Origin of the sequence: Enterovibrio litoreus (assembly GCF_045679545.1) — a bacterium.
Classification (GTDB): Bacteria; Pseudomonadota; Gammaproteobacteria; order Enterobacterales; family Vibrionaceae; genus Enterovibrio.
In genome coordinates, this window is record NZ_CP166195.1 from 301,965 (window position 1) to 319,996 (window position 18,032).

Annotated in this window: 15 protein-coding genes and 1 tRNA gene; 5 read left to right on the forward strand and 11 right to left on the reverse strand. The window is 47.1% G+C overall.

What is annotated here, in order from left to right; translation table 11 throughout:
- Positions 1 to 277 precede the first annotated feature (277 nt).
- The gene (locus AB8599_RS17005; protein ID WP_407334092.1) at positions 278 to 802 is read right to left on the reverse strand and encodes an NADPH-dependent FMN reductase; all 525 of its coding nucleotides are present in this window, start codon (positions 800 to 802) and stop codon (positions 278 to 280) included.
- Positions 803 to 1,114: 312 nt separating this feature from the next.
- Here AB8599_RS17005 and AB8599_RS17010 point away from each other — a divergent pair, with 312 nt between their 5' ends.
- Both AB8599_RS17010 and AB8599_RS17015 read left to right on the forward strand, forming a co-directional pair.
- Positions 1,115 to 2,677: an ABC transporter substrate-binding protein gene (locus AB8599_RS17010; protein WP_407334093.1), complete on the forward strand. Its 1,563-nt coding sequence runs from the start codon at positions 1,115 to 1,117 to the stop codon at positions 2,675 to 2,677.
- An 85-nt stretch (positions 2,678 to 2,762) separates the two neighbouring features.
- On the forward strand, positions 2,763 to 5,672 hold the full coding sequence (locus tag AB8599_RS17015) for a methyl-accepting chemotaxis protein (protein WP_407334094.1): 2,910 nt from the start codon (positions 2,763 to 2,765) through the stop codon (positions 5,670 to 5,672).
- A gap of 78 nt (positions 5,673 to 5,750) precedes the next feature.
- Here AB8599_RS17015 and AB8599_RS17020 read toward each other — a convergent pair whose 3' ends face one another.
- On the reverse strand, positions 5,751 to 7,115 hold the full coding sequence (locus AB8599_RS17020; RefSeq protein ID WP_407334095.1) for an MATE family efflux transporter: 1,365 nt from the start codon (positions 7,113 to 7,115) through the stop codon (positions 5,751 to 5,753).
- A 106-nt stretch (positions 7,116 to 7,221) separates the two neighbouring features.
- Between AB8599_RS17020 and AB8599_RS17025 the strand changes: the two genes are divergently transcribed.
- Positions 7,222 to 8,106 carry a LysR family transcriptional regulator gene (locus tag AB8599_RS17025; RefSeq protein WP_407334096.1) on the forward strand — a complete coding sequence of 295 codons (885 nt, stop codon included), beginning with the start codon at positions 7,222 to 7,224 and terminating at the stop codon, positions 8,104 to 8,106.
- Between the two features lie 95 nt (positions 8,107 to 8,201).
- Here AB8599_RS17025 and AB8599_RS17030 read toward each other — a convergent pair whose 3' ends face one another.
- The 7 genes from AB8599_RS17030 to AB8599_RS17060 form a co-directional block, all read right to left on the reverse strand.
- Positions 8,202 to 8,681 (reverse strand): DUF3299 domain-containing protein, encoded by a 480-nt coding sequence (locus AB8599_RS17030; RefSeq protein WP_407334097.1) that lies wholly within the window; start codon positions 8,679 to 8,681, stop codon positions 8,202 to 8,204.
- Between the two features lie 4 nt (positions 8,682 to 8,685).
- Positions 8,686 to 9,942 carry an ABC transporter permease gene (locus AB8599_RS17035; RefSeq protein ID WP_407334098.1) on the reverse strand — a complete coding sequence of 419 codons (1,257 nt, stop codon included), beginning with the start codon at positions 9,940 to 9,942 and terminating at the stop codon, positions 8,686 to 8,688.
- Positions 9,943 to 10,635, reverse strand: a complete 693-nt coding sequence (locus tag AB8599_RS17040) for an ABC transporter ATP-binding protein (RefSeq protein WP_407334099.1) — start codon at positions 10,633 to 10,635, stop codon at positions 9,943 to 9,945.
- Between the two features lie 39 nt (positions 10,636 to 10,674).
- The gene (locus tag AB8599_RS17045) at positions 10,675 to 11,373 is read right to left on the reverse strand and encodes a DUF2796 domain-containing protein (protein WP_407334100.1); all 699 of its coding nucleotides are present in this window, start codon (positions 11,371 to 11,373) and stop codon (positions 10,675 to 10,677) included.
- Positions 11,374 to 11,416: 43 nt separating this feature from the next.
- Positions 11,417 to 11,704: a hypothetical protein gene (locus tag AB8599_RS17050; protein WP_407334101.1), complete on the reverse strand. Its 288-nt coding sequence runs from the start codon at positions 11,702 to 11,704 to the stop codon at positions 11,417 to 11,419.
- Positions 11,705 to 11,783: 79 nt separating this feature from the next.
- Entirely contained in the window at positions 11,784 to 12,461 is a 678-nt protein-coding gene (locus tag AB8599_RS17055) for a response regulator (protein WP_407334102.1), read from the reverse strand.
- On the reverse strand, positions 12,461 to 14,044 hold the full coding sequence (locus AB8599_RS17060) for an ATP-binding protein (RefSeq protein ID WP_407334103.1): 1,584 nt from the start codon (positions 14,042 to 14,044) through the stop codon (positions 12,461 to 12,463). The genes AB8599_RS17055 and AB8599_RS17060 overlap by 1 nt, the downstream gene beginning before the upstream one ends.
- Positions 14,045 to 14,317: 273 nt before the next feature.
- Between AB8599_RS17060 and AB8599_RS17065 the strand changes: the two genes are divergently transcribed.
- Entirely contained in the window at positions 14,318 to 15,721 is a 1,404-nt protein-coding gene (locus AB8599_RS17065) for a DASS family sodium-coupled anion symporter (RefSeq protein ID WP_407334104.1), read from the forward strand.
- Between the two features lie 180 nt (positions 15,722 to 15,901).
- Here the strand turns inward: AB8599_RS17065 and AB8599_RS17070 are convergent.
- Positions 15,902 to 15,977, reverse strand: a tRNA-Asn gene (locus AB8599_RS17070).
- A 149-nt stretch (positions 15,978 to 16,126) separates the two neighbouring features.
- Complete coding sequence (locus tag AB8599_RS17075) at positions 16,127 to 17,098, reverse strand: Gfo/Idh/MocA family protein (protein ID WP_407334105.1); 972 nt, start codon at positions 17,096 to 17,098, stop codon at positions 16,127 to 16,129.
- A gap of 237 nt (positions 17,099 to 17,335) precedes the next feature.
- Between AB8599_RS17075 and AB8599_RS17080 the strand changes: the two genes are divergently transcribed.
- Positions 17,336 to 17,962 (forward strand): tetratricopeptide repeat protein, encoded by a 627-nt coding sequence (locus AB8599_RS17080; protein WP_407334106.1) that lies wholly within the window; start codon positions 17,336 to 17,338, stop codon positions 17,960 to 17,962.
- Positions 17,963 to 18,032 lie beyond the last annotated feature (70 nt).

Genomic DNA, 18,032 nt, shown 5'->3' on the forward strand with positions numbered 1-18,032 from the left:
CTGTTTGCATTGATCCAAACGCAAAAAAGAATAGCGATAATTTATAGTCATAGTGTTCAGAACATAGCCAATATAAGACATAAGGTTTGTGACAATTGAGTCACACCAGTCTCTATAATGCGGCAAGCCAGCACCAGTATGCCAAAATATCCTTTCTGCAGGCTGTACGACACAGAAAATTGCGACAGAATTGCAGTTATAAAGCATTAAGGTGTAACAAAATGTGAGGCGGTAACAAAGGCGGGTTTGACGCCGCCAAAACCGTTGGCGGGGTAGATTAACGTAGGGTATTCATCGCTTCGGCAAGCTGTGCGGACAGAGCATCATTCGTTAGCACACCCGCCTCCATATCAAAGTTGTCAAAAAAGGACGGAATCGACAAAGACGCTTTTAAATCGCCGGCGAAATAAGGGCATGATGTAGATGCAACTGCAAGTACATTTTTGGCACCGCCCGGTCCTGGCGATGTTGACAGCATGACCATTTTCTTGCCTTGAAACACCTTCTGATTAATACGAGATGTCCAATCGAACAAGTTTTTGTAAGCAGCACTGTAAGAGCCATTATGTTCTGCAAATGAAATCACCAGCGCATCTGCCCTGCCAATTTTATCGAAAAACACCTTTGCTTTCTCTGGCTGACCCAATTCCTGCTCACGATCAATGCTAAACAAAGGAAGCTCATAGTCGTTGAGATCTAATACCTCAATCTCCGCACCATCGATCATGCTAACCGCGTGGGTGACCAACTGCTTGTTAATTGACGCGTTACTACTTGAAGCGGCAAAAGCTAGAACCTTCATATTTTTCTCCTAATTAGCGGCATTATCATCACAAGCAAGCATAGTGTTTTATTAGACCCTTATGCGTTCTATTTTTCAGATAGTTAGCCAAAAAAAGAGTCTCCTAGCCCGAACGAAGCGTATCTCTTCACTTTACAGAAAACCCTTAAAGCCAGAGAAAAATAAACCCAGCAATTTCAGTGAAATAGAAAACACCCGCTCACATAAGCGCCATTAGTTTCATAAATGAGTCATTGATTAACTACACTTTTTTATGAACTGATAATCAATCACTGTTATTAAGTATTCCCGCTATAGGGCAAGGGTGTTGATATGAAACTTGTAGGTTTAATCGTGAAGAGCATGATTTCGTTGCTCGTTCTGGCTCCCATATTGTCATGGGCAGCGCCGACACCGGGGTCACATTTAAAAGTGTTCATTCCAAGTCTGCCCTACTTGTACATTTCGCATTCCATCAATGGCGCGTTGTTGAGACCCGCCAATAATGAACAAGGATGGGATTACGACATGGCGGTTTCACACAGACAGATCGACGACACAACCTACGAGTTCGATTTGCGTCAGGGTGTGAAGTTTCAAGATGGCACGCCGTTCAATGCCGATTCGGTGTTAATGAACATGAAGTTTTTCAAAGAAGAACCTTTTCTGTTCACCAAAATCGATACCGTTTTCGATCGGGCAGAAAAAATCGATGACTACACCGTTCGCTTCCACCTCAAAGAAAAATATGGCCAGTTCTTGAACGATGCGATTTGGATTCAGTTCTACACAAAAACGTATCTCGATAAGTTTGGTTGGAATGGCAAGGCTACCTGCCCCAATCTTGCTGAACCGGGTCTTTATGGTTTAGGTCCTTACATTCTCAAAGAGGGGTATATTGAAGGTGATCGCCAAACCCCTAAAGCCGTCTTGGTCGCCAACCCAAATTATTGGAACCCTGAATTTCCAAAAATTGAAACCGTCACTGTCTATACCGAACTTGACTCAAATCAAGCGCTAGAGATGGCTACCGACAAAGATGCATCGCTAGACATCATGCCGATACCGTTTTCCGAGAAAGAACGCGTTAAGCAGTCACGATTCGCAAAACTCGTTACAGCCCCTTCAACCAACAATATCGCTATTCACATCAACATGAGAACAGGCAATAAACGTCTATTAGATAAAGATGTGCGTGTCGCTCTTAACAAAGCACTCGACCAGCGTCGCTTACTGGAAAAGAACTACGCCGGCGAAGGTCAGATAAGCCCAACCCTTGCTGCCCCGCTTTATCCTGGCGTTGATAAAGTGGTGAAAAACCTCAAAGCCTATTCCGAAGTCCAAGATCCTAAATCGATTCGCGATGAACTAAAAAAGACCTTAGATGGGCTTGAACTTAATGTTTATACCCAAGATCGCTTTATGTACATCTGGAAAGGCATTGATCGTGATTTACGCAAAGTCGGTGTAAAACTCAACTTCACCATCACGTCGAGTGAAAAAGATGTTTTCGGCCAACTGCTGACAACCAATGCAAAAAAGAACACTCAAGACTGGGATCTGCTCGTTTGGGGTAATGACGATTGGTATTACAACCATCCATGGTCGGCATTTTTTGTCTATCGCACACACAATGCGTGGAGCACCATTTTCCCAGACAGCACGATGGATGGGTACATTGAAAAAATGTTCCGCGAGTCCGCCGGAACACCAGCGTTCGACGATGTATCTGACAAAATCATGCGCCATGCCTACAACAACGGATACATGCTGTTTGTGCCAACGCCAAACAAAGTATTAGCCGTAAACAGGAACGTAAATTACTCCCCGTTCAGGATGGCAAACATGCCGCTGTGGCAAATTGAGGTCACACCGTCACATTGGTCTGTGAAGTAAGCCTCTGTATGAAGTTAACGGACACCATGAAACGGCATGCGAGAGAATGCCTCTAGGGCGCTCGTTGGTGAAAAAAGGGTATCGAATGTTTGGAAAGTTAAAAATAAAACTGCTTCTCATTTTCTTGTTGATTGGTGTTTTACCCATTCTGATTGTTGGGTATTTAGCACTGGCAACGTCGAGTTCAGCTTTGCAAGATCAGGCCTTTGCTCAGCTTGTGAGTATGCGAGAAGTGAAGAAAGATCAAATAGAATCCTATTTTGATCGTGCATACAAAGACACGATGATCCTTTCAAGCAGTGAAGACACCAAACAGATTCAAAAACTACTCCAGTTCTATGCCGCCGATGAAGAGGTGGAACGTGATGAGCCCTTCCCTACTGACACCTACGAATATGAAGAGATTTGGAACATTAACGGCAAAACACTCAGCGACTATGTCAGTGTTTACGGCTATTCCGACGTTTTCATCATACAAGCCGATACAGGACATGTCGTTTACACCGCACAAAAAAAATCTGACCTTGGCGGCAATCTCTATGTTGGGCCGTTGAAAGACAGCCCTTTGGCTGCCCTGTTTCAAAAAGTGCTATCGAACAAGGACATTACTGTTCAAGATTATCAGCGCTATGCGCCGCACAATAATGAGCCCATTGCACTCATCGGTGCGCCGATAACAGATTTAGGTGGAAACATTCTCGCCGTTGCCGTGTTGCAGCTTTCCGTCGAAGCCATTAACGACATCATGTTACAACGCACAGGCATGGGGCAAACCGGAGAAACTTATCTTGTCGGCCCTGATTATTTGATGCGTTCAGATTCGTATTTATCCGATAGTGGGCACTCCGTTTTTTCTTCATTTGCAAACCCAGAAAGTGGCACGATAAAGACCATTGCAACAGAGAAGGCCATCGCTGGCGAAACCAGTTTTGGGGTGACACTGGATTACTTAGGCACCTCGGTACTATCGGCCTATACGCCGATTAGTTATGGCGATACAACTTGGGCACTCATTGCCGAAATCGACGAATCAGAGGCTTTTGGACAAGTCAGCGTGATGAAGAATATGATTGCCATTGCCTTGATCATAGGTGTAGTGGCTATCACCATTTTAGCGCTCATTGTCACACGCTCAGTGACGCGTCCCATATTGGAGCTGACTCAGAACCTTGAAACCGTGGCGCTGTCAGGCGATTTTTCGGGTCGAGTAGCAGTGAAAACCAAAGATGAGCTGGGCCAAGCGGCTAACGCATTCAATACTTTAATGGACAGCATGCAAGCCGCTATCAGTGACATACGAAAAGTCATGGAAGGCCTAGCAGAAGGTGATTTCAGTCATCGTATAGAAACCGATCTTCGTGGCGATCTACTGTCCATCAAGCAAGCGACCAACACGTCATTGGAAAACGTCGAAGCATCAGAGCGAATGAAAGCGGAGCTCGAACACGACGCTAAAATTCAGGCGGAAGAGAATGCCCGGGTTCGTCAAGCGCTAGACAATGTTTCAACCAACACCATGATTGCAGACAGAAACTTTGACATCATCTATCTCAATCGATCTTCCAAAGCGCTACTGAGAGAGGCAAGAGACGATTTCTCTCAAATTATCCCAAATTTCAACCCCGATGAAGTCCTGGGGAAAAATATTGATTTCTTCCACAAGAACCCAGCTCATCAAAGACAATTGTTGGAGCATCTTGATGCAACGCATGAAATGGAGATGCCTATCGGCAATCGCATTATGGCCATCACCGTCAATGCCATTATTGACGAGAATAGCGAAAGAATTGGCACTGTCATCGAGTGGACAGACCGCACTGCTGAAGTCGCCATCGAGCATGAAATTGATGCCATGATAGAAGCTGCCACGCACGGTGATTTTTCAAAGCAACTTTCGCTCGACGGAAAAAAAGGGTTTTTATACAAACTCGCTCAAGGCTTAAATTCTCTAACAAACAACACCGATGCTGCACTGGAAGACATGCAACGTATTCTAAGTGCAATGGCAAAAGGCGACCTTACCCAAAGAATCGAGAAACGTTATGACGGACGTTTTGGACAGTTAAAAGCCGATACCAATGCCAGCATTGACAGGCTGACTCAGGTTATTAGTAACATTCGCCGAGCATCGGAAACCATTTCCAACTCTTCTAACGAAATCGCTTCTGGCAATCGTGACCTAAGTCAGCGAACTGAAGATCAAGCCACTTCTTTACAAGAGACGGCAGCCAGCATGGAAAGCATGACAGATACCGTGAAGCAAAGCGCGGAAAATGCGAAGGTCGCCAATAAGCTCAGTGAAGATGCAAGACTCAAAGCACGGGAAGGCGGCAACGTCGTGATGAGAACCATCACCGCCATGGATCAAATCAGCGGGGCCAGTAACAAAATTTCAGACATCATCGGCGTCATTGATGAAATTGCCTTCCAAACCAATTTGCTGGCACTCAATGCAGCCGTTGAGGCAGCCCGTGCAGGTGAACAAGGTCGCGGTTTTGCCGTTGTTGCTGGTGAGGTTCGAAACCTTGCTCAACGTTCAGCAGAGGCCGCGAAACAAATCAAGGAGCTTATCCGCGATACGAACAAAAAAGTGGAAGACGGAGCGGACTTAGTCGCTGAATCCGGCGAGACACTGCAAGAAATCGTCAACATGGTTGAAGAAGTCAGCAATAAAATGGCTGAAATCAGCGATGCCGCACAAGGTCAAAGCTCCGGCATTGAACAGGTGAACATCGCGGTTGCACGCATGGACACCATGACACAACAAAACGCAGCCCTCGTCGAAGAAGCAGCAACGGCTGGCGAAAGCATGCTATCTCAGGCGCAAGATATGAATGCGATGATGGAATTCTTCACCGTTTCCCAAAGCAATCAAGCCATTAAAACACCAAATTTCAAAAAAATCAGACAAGCTAAAGTTGAACCGACAAAAGCCTCGAAACCACAGGAAAAAGACGAAGAAGATGATGATGACATTGAATGGGGTGAATTTTAGTCTCTCAAACTCAATCGGCACAGGGAGCATTCACTCCCTGTTTTTTTAACGGCTTGACGTGAAATCAACCGGGGATAACTACGCGGCCAAAGGCGTTGAAACGCATTGCTTACGTTTCTGCGCAAGGATATCGTGCCACATCACAGGCAAGACCATTGATGCGAGAACAAGGTTCGAAATAGGCATCGCCAACCAAACACCATCTACACCGTAGAATTTGGGTAAAACATACAAAAATGGGAATTGAACCAACATATTCCCGACTGAAATAGCCAGTGATTTCCCCCCTTTACCCACCGACAGAAAATACATTGAAGCAAGAATGATCAGCCCATCAAGATACATTGCCGATAAATGCAGGCGAATGCCCTGCGTTGCCTGTTGCACCAGCGCTTCATTGCCACTGCTAAACATGCCAATCACGACGTCCGGGAACAAATTCAACACCGCTAACCAAATTAACCCTGCGGCTAAGGACACGGAAGTCGCCAGCTTGACCACTTTAACAATCTTTGTGTATGACTGTTCGCCGTGATAAAAGCTCACTTGCGGCTGCATACCCTCCGCAATGCCTTCTGCCACCACGTAGTACAGTGTCATCAAATAGCCGACAACAGCGAAAGCTGCGACACTTATCGGTGTTCCATACTCAGCAAACAAACGATTGTGAAAGCCTACCAGCACGCCGTAATACATGAACATAACGAGCGAAGAACACCCTAGCACCAAACTCTGTTTCGCATCATAAAAGCTCAACGTTATCTTGTGACGAAATACTCCCAATAACGAGCGTGATGAAAGCAGATAGGCCAAGCCCATTGCGACACTGACAAATTGTGCGGACACGGTTGCCACTGCAGCGCCTTGCAATCCCCAACCCAACACGCCAATAAACAGGTAATCGAGCACGATATTTGTCAATGCACCTACAACCATCATGGACGTGGCAACAAAAGGGCTGTTATCGTTTCGAATTAAAAAGGGTAACGCCCCCGCAGCAACCGTTGCGAGAGAACCTAGCTGAAACACCCCCAGATAATCTGAGGCGTAGCCATACCCCGCTCCTCTGGCTCCCTGCAATTCAATCAGTGCATCACTGAAACAAAATAAATAGAACGAAGCGACCACGGCCAATCCGAGCACCAAGGTAAGCCCCGTCGCCATCGCGTTTCGCGCTTTGTGCAGGTTGCCTTCGCCACGGTAGATAGACACTAAACTGCCCGCCCCCATGCCGATCATTAACCCAATTCCGCCCACAACAGCAATCACAGGCCATGCCATGTTGATGGCTTCTAGCCCTTCCGCGCCAATGTAGTGCCCCACAAAAATACCGTCCACCAATTGATAAAGCCCATTAACGAGCATCGCGGCAATCGCGGGCAGGGTAAAGCGCCAAAACGTTTTGGTGATGGAGTCACTCTGATTGAGATCAATAGTATGCATAGAAAAAAACTTAAATAGCAAAAGGGTAATAAACGAGTTTGATGTTGTTTTGATATAGATAAAAGTTACAATCAATCCTAAATTCGGATAGATGGCAGATATTCCTATGCAGTGGACTCTCGAACAACTTAAAGCTTTCACAGAGGCGGCCGAAGCCGGTTCATTCTCCGCAGCAGCACGTAAGCTCGGCAAGGCGCAATCACGCGTCAGTACTGCAATTGCGAACTTAGAAGTGGATCTGGGGTTTGATTTATTTGATCGCAGTGCCAAGTTGCCGGTATTGACCGACGCGGGAAAAGAAATGCTCGTTGATGCCAAAGCTATCCTACAACAGTGCCAACGCATGAACTCACGCGCCATGTCGGTGACAAAAGGTGAACCTGTCGCGTTCACGGTCGCCATGGATGAGGCCGTTCCGATCCAAACCTTTGAAACCTTATTCGAGAAGCTGGCCAATAGCTTTCCAGAGTTAAAGCTCACTATCTTGAATGGATCTCAAGATGATATTGCAACATGGGTAAACGAAGGCAGAGCGGATATGGGGTTTATTTTTCGTGTCAAACCCTTATCTGAATCATTAGATTGGTACGATATCACCACCGTAAAACAAGTATTGATTGCCTCACCTCAGCATCCACTTTCTACTTTAGATCTCCCCCGCGAAGATGACTTGGTTAAGTACCGTCAGCTAGCAATTCGAGACCGTTTAGGTTCATCGCAAGAACAACCCATTTCACCGCGTTACTGGCACGTCGACAGTTATTATTATATTTCAGGGCTGGTTAATCGAAACCTTGGCTGGGCTTTTGTGCCGGAACATATTGTGAACCATGATTGGATGCAGGGCTCGGTTAAAACGCTTTCAACTGCCGAACTTTCCAGCCCTCCCTTGCTCACGCTCAGTGCAATAAAACGAAAAGCCAGAGGCTGGGACAAAGTGATGTTATGGATAGACAGCACCCTCAATACCCTTTTCCCCACGCAGACGTGATCGAAACTAAAATTTATTTTCTCATAAAAAACCGCCCTTGATTTGGGCGGTTTACCATTTCGTCTCAGCTAGACACCGGAGCAAGCTCAGGAAGCTTATTCGTCGTAGGGTTCGATCGACACACCTTCAAGCAAGTAACCCGCCTGCGCAATGTCATGCGATACCGTTTCAGTTTTCAATGTTCCTACCACGTACACCACATCCCAAAGCTCTTGCACTGGCGCACCTTTCTCAAACTTCACGTACACAATTTGGTTGGGTGGCGGCGGCGGTACATGAATACAGGCACCAAAGAACGGCACTAACAAGAACTCAGTGACTGTGTTGGCGTCACCTTCTAACGGAATCACGAAGCCTGGGATTTTCACCTGACTGTTGTTCAATTCAGGGCGTACATTGCCTACCATGCTTTGCTGAGTTACATCACTCTCGTGATCAATCATCGGCATACCGCGGTCATTGAAGAGATTACGCTCTGATTCTGGGATCAAGTCAATCCAATCCAAGGTCAATGTATCGTTCGCTTGGGCAAACAATGGCAAACACGTCGCCATCAATAAAAGCCATTTTTTCATCATGTTATATCCGTATAGTCATGCCATCTGACAGTGATTGACGATAGGCGCGCAACGCGGGGAATACGCCCACGAGAATCCCAGCCACAAGCACGATGCCCATCAGCATCCATTCGCGGCTATTTAAAAATGTGGCGGAAAGCTGCAAGCCGTATTGGCTTAAAACAATGGGGGCTGCAATGGTGATCATTGTAAACAAGGCTGTAATACCAAGCACAATACCGAGCAGCGTTAAGCATACCGCTTCGCTGATCAATAGCGCAAAGACATGTGCTGGCCTTGCCCCCATGGCACGCAATATCGCCATCTCTCGCCGCCGCTCATTCAAGCTTGTCAGGAGACTTGAAAGCATTCCCAGCAGGCCTGCCACCACCACAAAACTCGATACCACCAGCAAGGCTTGTTCAGCCACCGACATCAGCCCCCACAGCTCATGCAATGCAATGCCCGGCATGATTGCTGTCAAAGGTTCCCGCTTGTATTCGTTAATGGTTCGCAGCAAGGCAAAGGTTTGGATTTTGCTTTTCAATCCGACTAAGAGTGCCGTAATCTGCTCCGGTTGTAGCGTATCAGGATCGATACCCTCTGCACTGACACCCGTTCCCATTCGAGCGCCACTTTCCCAGCCAATATGAATGGCCTCAATCGCAGGCAATGAAACATGCACGCTTCGGTCGACTGGCGTGCCTGTCGGCGCAAGAATGCCTGTGATAACAAAGGGAAGATTGTCGTGACGACTGAATTTCATGTCTGCCAGTCCATGCGCAATCACGATTTCATCCCCCAGCTTATAACCCAGTTTTGCTGCAACTTCAGCGCCAATCACGGTATCAAACAAACCGTTAAATGGCTGCCCTTGCGTAAACGTGAGTGGCTGTTTATTCCCGTATTTGTAATGTTTGAAGTAATCGCTGGTCGTGCCCACCACGCGAAATCCGCGATGAGAATCGCCCAACGAAATAGGAACAGACCACGCCACCGAAGGATGACGCTGAATCTCTTCAACGCTATCCCAACCAATGTTGTTGGTTGCATTGCCAATACGAAACACCGAATAAAGCAACAAGTTCACCTGACCGGATCGCGCACCAACTATTAAATCGGTACTGGAGATGGTGTTGGCAAAACTTTCTTTGGCTTGGGTGCGAACACGTTCAACACCGAGTAACAGTGCCACGGAGATAGCAACGGTAAGAATCGTCAGAAAAGCGGTCGCTTTTCGATTATTGAGGCTTTGAATCGCCAACCGGAAAATAGCCATTTACACCAGCTCCTTGGTCAATTCACCGCGGTTAATGTCAGACAATGAAACCGCACGATCGAATTGAGATTCCAGCGAATGATCGTGACTCACAAACAGCAAGCTGGTTCCAGCATGCTCGCATTCTTGCATCAACAACGAAATAAACGCGTTGCGGCTATCTGCATCCAGTGCAGAGGTGGGCTCATCGGCAAGTAACAACGCAGGTCGACCAATCAGCGCACGCGCTGCAGCTACCCGTTGCTGTTGTCCGATACTCAGCGCCGTCACGGGTTTGTTCAAGCATGCAACGGGCAAAGCAAGTGCGTTCAATAGACGCGTGGCTTCTTGGTTCAAATCACCGCCCACACGCTCTTTTCGCACTGACGAAAATCGGCACGGTAAGGTGACGTTGTCTAGTACAGAAAGGTAGGGCAACAGGTTGAATTGCTGAAAAATATACCCAAAATGATCGGCACGAAACGCATCGCGCTTAGCCCCTTTCAACTGTGAAATATCGGTATTTTGAATATGCAATGAGCCAGATTGGGCAACATTGATACCCGCAATTAACCCCAACAGTGTGGATTTTCCGCAGCCACTGGCGCCTTTAAGAAACACTTTCTCGTCTGCGCCAACGTCAAAGTGCGGAATATCAATCTGCCAGCCAGCCTGCCCCGGCCATCGAAAACAAAGATCTTTAATTATTAACATGATGATGTTTTAAGGCCTCATTGATGAGGCCTCCCTGGACTAGAAACGAATGGTTCTTGAGGCTGGCGTAAACTCGCCCGCAAACACACCTTTATCAGTGATGGCTTGCACACTGACTTTTTCGGTTAGACCGAAGGTATCAAACCAGCCTGTTGTGACAGATTGAAGTGCCGAAGGGTTTTCACAGGTAAATGTGTACTGAGCAGAGAACTCACCGTGTGACGCAGCCTCTGCTGAATGAGGCTGCTCGTCATGTGCGCTATGCTCGTCAGGGTGAGCATGGTCGTCGTGGTGTTTTTGATGCTCATCGTGTTGCTCGTGATCATCATGAGACGCATGGTCATGGTCATGGTCATGGTCATGGTCATGGTCATGGTCATGGTCATGGTCAGCATGAGCGTCGTGTTTATCTAGCGTCTGTGAAACAGTATGCGCCGTGAGTTTACAGTCTGCCGCTTTACTCAGTTGAATCAAAGTTTCCGGTGTCGCCAAAGACTTGAGTGCACGCTCAATGGCCGCTTTTTGTTCATCATTCAGAGGGGCATGTTCAAAGCCAACAATGTCACTGCCCGGCGCAGTGATTTCAACGAGAAGTTCGTTGCCATCTTGTGCGATATGCCAATCCACCACACCATGTTGATGAGCGCTGTACTGAGTAAATTCGTTGCTTTGGGCGACTGCAAATGTCGCCATTGCCAATGCCATCGCACCGAGCGTAAATTGCGTTGTATTACGCATGTTCTCTCCAATTTAATGTGATCTCATTTGTTTAAGTGTCGTTCTAAATTGAGGAGAAAAATGGCGGTGCACGCGCGTTAGCATCAGGCTGCGCTTTTTGTGGGGATTGAACTAGATAGTCTGACGACTGATAACCCAGCGCCACCACCACGGGAGCAACAACATCTGTCGATGCAATCGCAGGCGCACTCATGGCACAGAGCGCACAATGATGGTCTGTATTTAGCGCGTGTTGATAGGAGGCTTTGTGTTCCGCCACTGCAAAGCCTTGCCAGCCCAAAAGAACAGCAAGCAAAAAAGGAAGCAGAAATTGGCGAAACTGTCGTGTCATGATCCGTCAGGCGCAGTGATATGTAATGTTATAATGTAACACTCTCTTTGAGTCTTGCCCATTGAGCTATCAATAGAATTTACAATTCTTCCAACAAAGGTCTTCGATACACGCGAGTCGGCCGCCCAACTTTGCCATGCTCGAGAAATGCCAACAGCTCTCCGTCTTCAACCGCTTGGTCGAGATAGCGTCTTGCCGTGCTTTTACTTATTCCAAATTCTTCAGCAATATGGCTAACCGTGACCTCTATGTGTGCATGACTGAAGTAGTCAACGATTTGCTTCAAAGTGAAGGCATCTGTGCTCGACACCTGTTTTCTGTTTTTCTGAGCGCCACTGAATAGCCCATCCAAGTCTCTCTGAATGAACTGTTTTTCATGGTTAAATTGTTGCTGAAGAGCCGAAAACCGTTCAAGGCTATCAGCCAAACGTCGGTAGTCCAGTGGCTTCACGAGATAATCAAACGCACCAAATCGCAGCGCTTTTTGCACGGTTTCCGCATCATTGGCGGCAGTGACCAACACACACTCCACATGAGAGCTTTCTCCCGATAAGGTGTGAACAAAGTCGACACCTAGTCCATCAGGAAGGTAATTATCCACGATAATCAGATCCAGCGATGCTGCTCGGGTCATTGCTCTGGCCTGCGCGAGTGTCGATGCTACGCTCAATACTTTAAAACGCGGATCTTGCTCAATGAAATGGGCGTGAAGCATGGCAATATCGTTGTCATCCTCCACGATAAGCACGCGATACATCAGATCACCCTCGGAAAATAAACGATAAAAGAGGTTTCGTTGCTGTCACTCTCCAGCTCCATGTAACCGTCAGCAGCGTCGATGATTGATTGCACCAAATACATCCCCACACCATGTTCACTAAAATTAGGTTTGCTTGTATATCCCATCAGACACAACACATCTAAGCTCACGTGAATGGCTGGCCCGTTGTTTGTCACACTCAACACATGTTCTGATGCGGTTTCATACATGGCAATGCGAACACAAGCCGAATCAGTATCTGTCATTGCATCAATGCTGTTATCAAACAGGTTGCCGATCAGCGAACTCAACGCTTCTTCATCTACGTCTAGCGGAAGCCCTGACCATCCTTCTAAGCCTTCGAGATCGACAAGCACACCGCGTTCATTAGCCTGACCCATTTTGGCCAATAGCAACCCTGAAACTAGCGGCAGCGACGCTAGCTGCTTAATGCTGTCCATCTGAAATTGATCTGCTTGTGACTGAGACAAGATGAAAGCTAATGCACGTTCGTACTGCCCCATTTGCAGTAAACCCGCCAAGCTCGACAATTTGTTTTTGTACTCATGGCGTGTTACCCGCAGTGACTCAAGATATTGATCGACCTTGCTAATTTTATTGGAAAGTAGCAACAACTCATGCTGAGTACGGATGCTAAACACTGCCCCAGACACTTCCTTATCTTGACCAGACAGACTCACGCGAGAAACAACAAGACTTCGCCCGTTCACCCTTAACATGCGGTCAATAAAGTCGTCTCCTTCCAAGGACAAAACAGACGGGTTGTCGACCACCGAATCCACCGGAGTAAGCAGAGGAATCGGCTTATCACTGTTTAGCAATGAATTGGCCGAGTCGTTAATGAGATAAATTTGATTGTCAGTGTTGATCGCCATTAGCCCCTCATGAGCCGCATCTAGCACTCCTTGGCTTGTTTTTAATGACTGCCTAAGTTGCCAAGGTTCAAGATGCTCCATTTGCTGGCTAACATACCCCGAAAAGCGCCACGCCATGAATCCAGATCCAAGCAAAGCAAAGATGGCGAAGCCAATCAATGGCGAGATATTTTCCGCATTAAGCACGGCTAACGTTTGCTTGAGATAGCCCACTTTAATCATCCCGACTACCGAGCCTGAATGATCAAAAATCGGCGTAATATAACGCACTGAAGGCCCTAACGATCCCACACCATGAGACAGGTACGCCTCGCCATATTTCAGTGCACGCTCAATATCTCCACCGACCACAGGATGCCCAATCCTTTCTGAGAGAGGGTGAGCAAGACGGACCCCCTCTTCGTTGCTAACCGTAATAAAATCGGCATCTGAGACCTGTTGCAACTGAGAAATAATGGCGGAAACATCAAATTGATTGTCATGAATGACAGCTTCAACCAAGCTCGGCAATATCGCCAATTGCCGTGACTGCACTTCTGCGCGTAGCGCAATCTGATCATCCAGCGTGTGGTTGATTCTTTGTGAGCTAATCATCCACCACCCCATTGCACTAAATAGAAATACACCACAGAGCAATACCGTTAAAAGCTGAGTAAATGAACGCGGAACAAGACGAGGAGACATGAAATAAAGCCACTGTTGTTGAAGCCCTTAGAATACGTGAATTTCTACCAATACGGCAGTCAATGAACTGCCGATATTGAGCGAGATCTCACTCGTGGCGTTAATGAGTTTTATTGTCTCAATGCTTTTTATCACAGAGTAATTTCACAACTCCATGGGCTCACTTTTGGTTCTGAATAACCGCCTAAGCAATACCAGTGAAAGATTGATTTAAAACAGCTTTGCGTCTTCTTGCCTTGATAAGTTGAAGAAAAATCCATGGAGGTTACTACGATGTCTTCAACGAATTTACGATTAGTCGTACTGGCGATAATAGGTATCGCCATATGGTTCTCACCCGTTCCTGATGGTCTCACCGATCAAGCTTGGCAAATGATGACTATTTTCGTCGTCACCGTGTTTAGCTTAATTCTCGCACCGCTTCCCCTTGGGGCTATGGCTCTGCTTGGGCTCACTGCAGCCACATTGCTCGATGTACTGCCAATAAAAACAGCGCTAACAGGTTTCGCTCACCCCACAATATGGATGATCGCAGCCGCATTCTTCATTTCTCGGGGTTTTATCTCAACAGGGTTTGGACGACGCGTAGGCTATTGGTTTATTGCTAAGCTTGGTCACAGTTCATTGGGATTGGCTTATGGCTTGGTGATGACCGATCTTCTTTTCGCCCCTGCAACACCCAGCACAACAGCGCGATGCGGTGGCATCATTGCCCCACTATTTCGCTCAGTCGCCAGTGCGTATGATTCAGACCCTGAAAAAGGCACCGAAAACAAAATTGGTGCATTTCTGGTTCAATGTATCTTTCAATGTAACGCGATCACGTGTGCCATGTTCCTTACTTCCATGGCAGGCAACCCTCTCGCCGCCAATTTTGCAAAAGAACAAGGTGTTGAAATTACATGGGCAGGTTGGGCGTTGGCAGCCATTGTTCCGGGGATCATCTGTCTCGTTCTCATCCCTCTGGTTATGTATCTGGTTTTCCCACCTGAGCTGAAAAAGACACCTGAAATGCGTGCCATTGCACGACAAAAACTCCGAGAAATGGGCGCAATGAGCCGTGATGAATGGATGATGTGCATCACCTTCATTGGTATGGTCTCACTTTGGGTGCTAGGTCCAACTCTGGGCATTCATGCAACGGTCACCGCGCTGCTAGGCCTTGTTTTTCTTTTGTTCACTCGCACCATTACTTGGGATGCCGTACTAAGCGAAAAAGAAGCATGGCACACCATCACTTGGTTCGCTGTCTTGGTCATGATGGCAGCACAATTGAATAAACTAGGTTTCATTGGATGGTTTGGTGATGCTATCGGCCAATCGTTGTCAGGTTTTGGTTGGGTAACGACGATTGTTGTTTTGCTGCTGGTTTACTATTACAGCCACTATCTGATGGCAAGTGCCATGGCACATATCAGCGCTATGTACTCCGCATTCCTCGCCATTGCTATCGCAGCGGGTGCGCCTCCAATGCTTGCTGCCATCGTATTGGGGATTTTCAGTAACTTGTACATGTCAACAACGCACTACTCGTCGGGCCCCGCACCCATCCTGTTCGGTGCTGGTTATCACTCCCTACAAAACTGGTGGAAAATTGGCTTTGTGTTTTCTCTCATCGTCATTCCCGTTTTCGTCATCATCGGCGGCGCATGGTGGAAACTGATCGGTCTGTGGTAATCCGCGTTTAACTCAAAAGCAAGAAACCCGCCAAATGACGGGTTTCTTTTGTTTGGCTCTTCCTGCAAAGCTTAGTAGGAGCACCTAGCTAGGAACACATGTGCTTATGACATATGACACATCGGGAAGCGATTGCCGAAAACGAAAAAAGCCTCGTCTTTCGACAAGGCCTTCGTAATTTGGCTCCCCCTGCAAGACTTGAACTTGCGACATACGGATTAACAGTCCGCCGTTCTACCGACTGAACTAAGGGGGAACAGTCTGTTCCTGAGAACGAGGTTGATATTAGGAAAAGCACGGGAACCTTGCAAGCACTAATTTTCATTCTCACGCTTTTTTCGGTTCAAATGGCTAATTGATAACCTATTCCATTAAAATCAAGCTGTTTTCATCTTCGGTTGCCCATTATCTCGCGAGTATTTGCTCCATCACCCATGTGGTATTTCTCGCGCTTTTCGCCAAACTAGGATGTATTTTTTCACCCAGTAAGTGCTTAACCAAGTTTTCGACATGAAAATATTGCACGGGATCAGGGTTATCAATCGAAGATATCGCCTGCTCTGTTCCTTCTAACACAAAGGGGTCGTCCCCAAAGACCGAACATAGAATGCGCCCTTCGCTGCCAATAATCTCGACTCTATCTTCTCGCGTAGCGGCGCCAAAGTTCCAATAGCCTGAACCGAGCACGCCGTTTTCAAATGCGAACGACGCCGACACCGCATCTTCTGCGGCATAATAACCTTGTTGGTTAGACGCAATGCCGCGCGCCATCGTGATATCACCGAACCATTGCTGGAATAGATTTAAACCATGACTGGCCAAATCAACGAAGTAACCCCCACCCGCTTGGTCTGGATTCACACGCCAGTTTTCCAGCCCTGCTACGTCATTAGGATTTGGTGCACGATGATAAGTCCAATGTATATGGCGAACAGCGCCAATTTTCCCTTGTTCGATCCAATCTCTCACGATCTTAAATCGAGGAAGAGATCGACGATAATACGCTACAAACAAGGGAACATTGGCTTGCTCAAAGGCGGCGATCATGTCGTCACATTCCGCCGTGGTTAATGCCATCGGCTTTTCCACCACACACGGTTTTCCCGCTTTCGCGGCCATCAATGCATATTCATGATGGCTATCCGGAGGGGTCGCCACGTAGATCGCATCAATGTCAGGGTGATTGATTAATACAGCTGCATCCGTGGTGTAAGCGGGAATATCATGCTTGGCACAATACGCTTTGGCTTTTTCTTCTCGACGGGACATCACCATCTTCAATGACGACCCGTCAACTTGCCAAAATGCGGGGCCACTTTTACGTTCCGTGACACTGCCGCAACCAATCATGCCCCAGCGAATTATTTGTTGTTTCATCATTTCATCCATTGTCTAAAGCCATTAACCCACTAATGCCCTGATATTCAATTTTTGTTTTTCTTATCCTTAGCATTGTACGTCTAAAACTACGGCAACCCGCTAAATGTCTCTCATTGTTAACGAGGCTACACGCCTGTCCCGTTGATATCCATTTCGTGTAATCCCAAATTTGCAACGCCTGCTTACGCACACGCCTTCGTAAACTGCTTGGGTACATACTGAAAGGAACGAAGTATGAAGTGGTTGCTTCCGCTATCCATTGTCATCAGCACCGTGAGTTGTTCTGAAGAAGTCGCTCTGCCGCTCGCTGATTGCCCTACCGTTCAAAATTACTCAGAGGCGTTTCTCGACAGCGATTTCTATGAAGGCTGGCGTCATTTGCAACGCGGCAACTATCCAAGAGAGCAGTGTCAGGCCGCATCGCCCTACTTTCTGGCAGGTGTAAAAAACGATACCGTATTTGAACTCTCGACTTTATATCTCGATTTTTGTAGTGAAACACCAGATGTTGATGCCCTCAATGGCAGTAGCATTTATCACAGCAAGCGCCTAAAAAACGGCATTGACTACGACGAATTCAAATGGGTGTTGGATTTGGCCCTCTGTAACAGCCCCGTCGAACAATATGCATTGGGCAAAATGCTACACGACGGATTTGTTACCGATCAAGATACCGAGAAAGGGATCTACTTCTTGAGCTTGGCGGCACATCAAGACCATATTCAAGCGCAAATAGCGCTAGCAGAGGCGTTAGTCGGTATTGATGAACACGATATCGCCGCACGTTGGTTGGAAAAAGCTCGCAACAATGGAGGTCAAACCTTCGCAGGGCGCAATCTTTCGCCAAATAATGCGAAATAGCACCTTTGCATGAATTTACACATTGGAAGCTACAAATTACTCACTTCGACACGTAAAGTAAGGATACTGA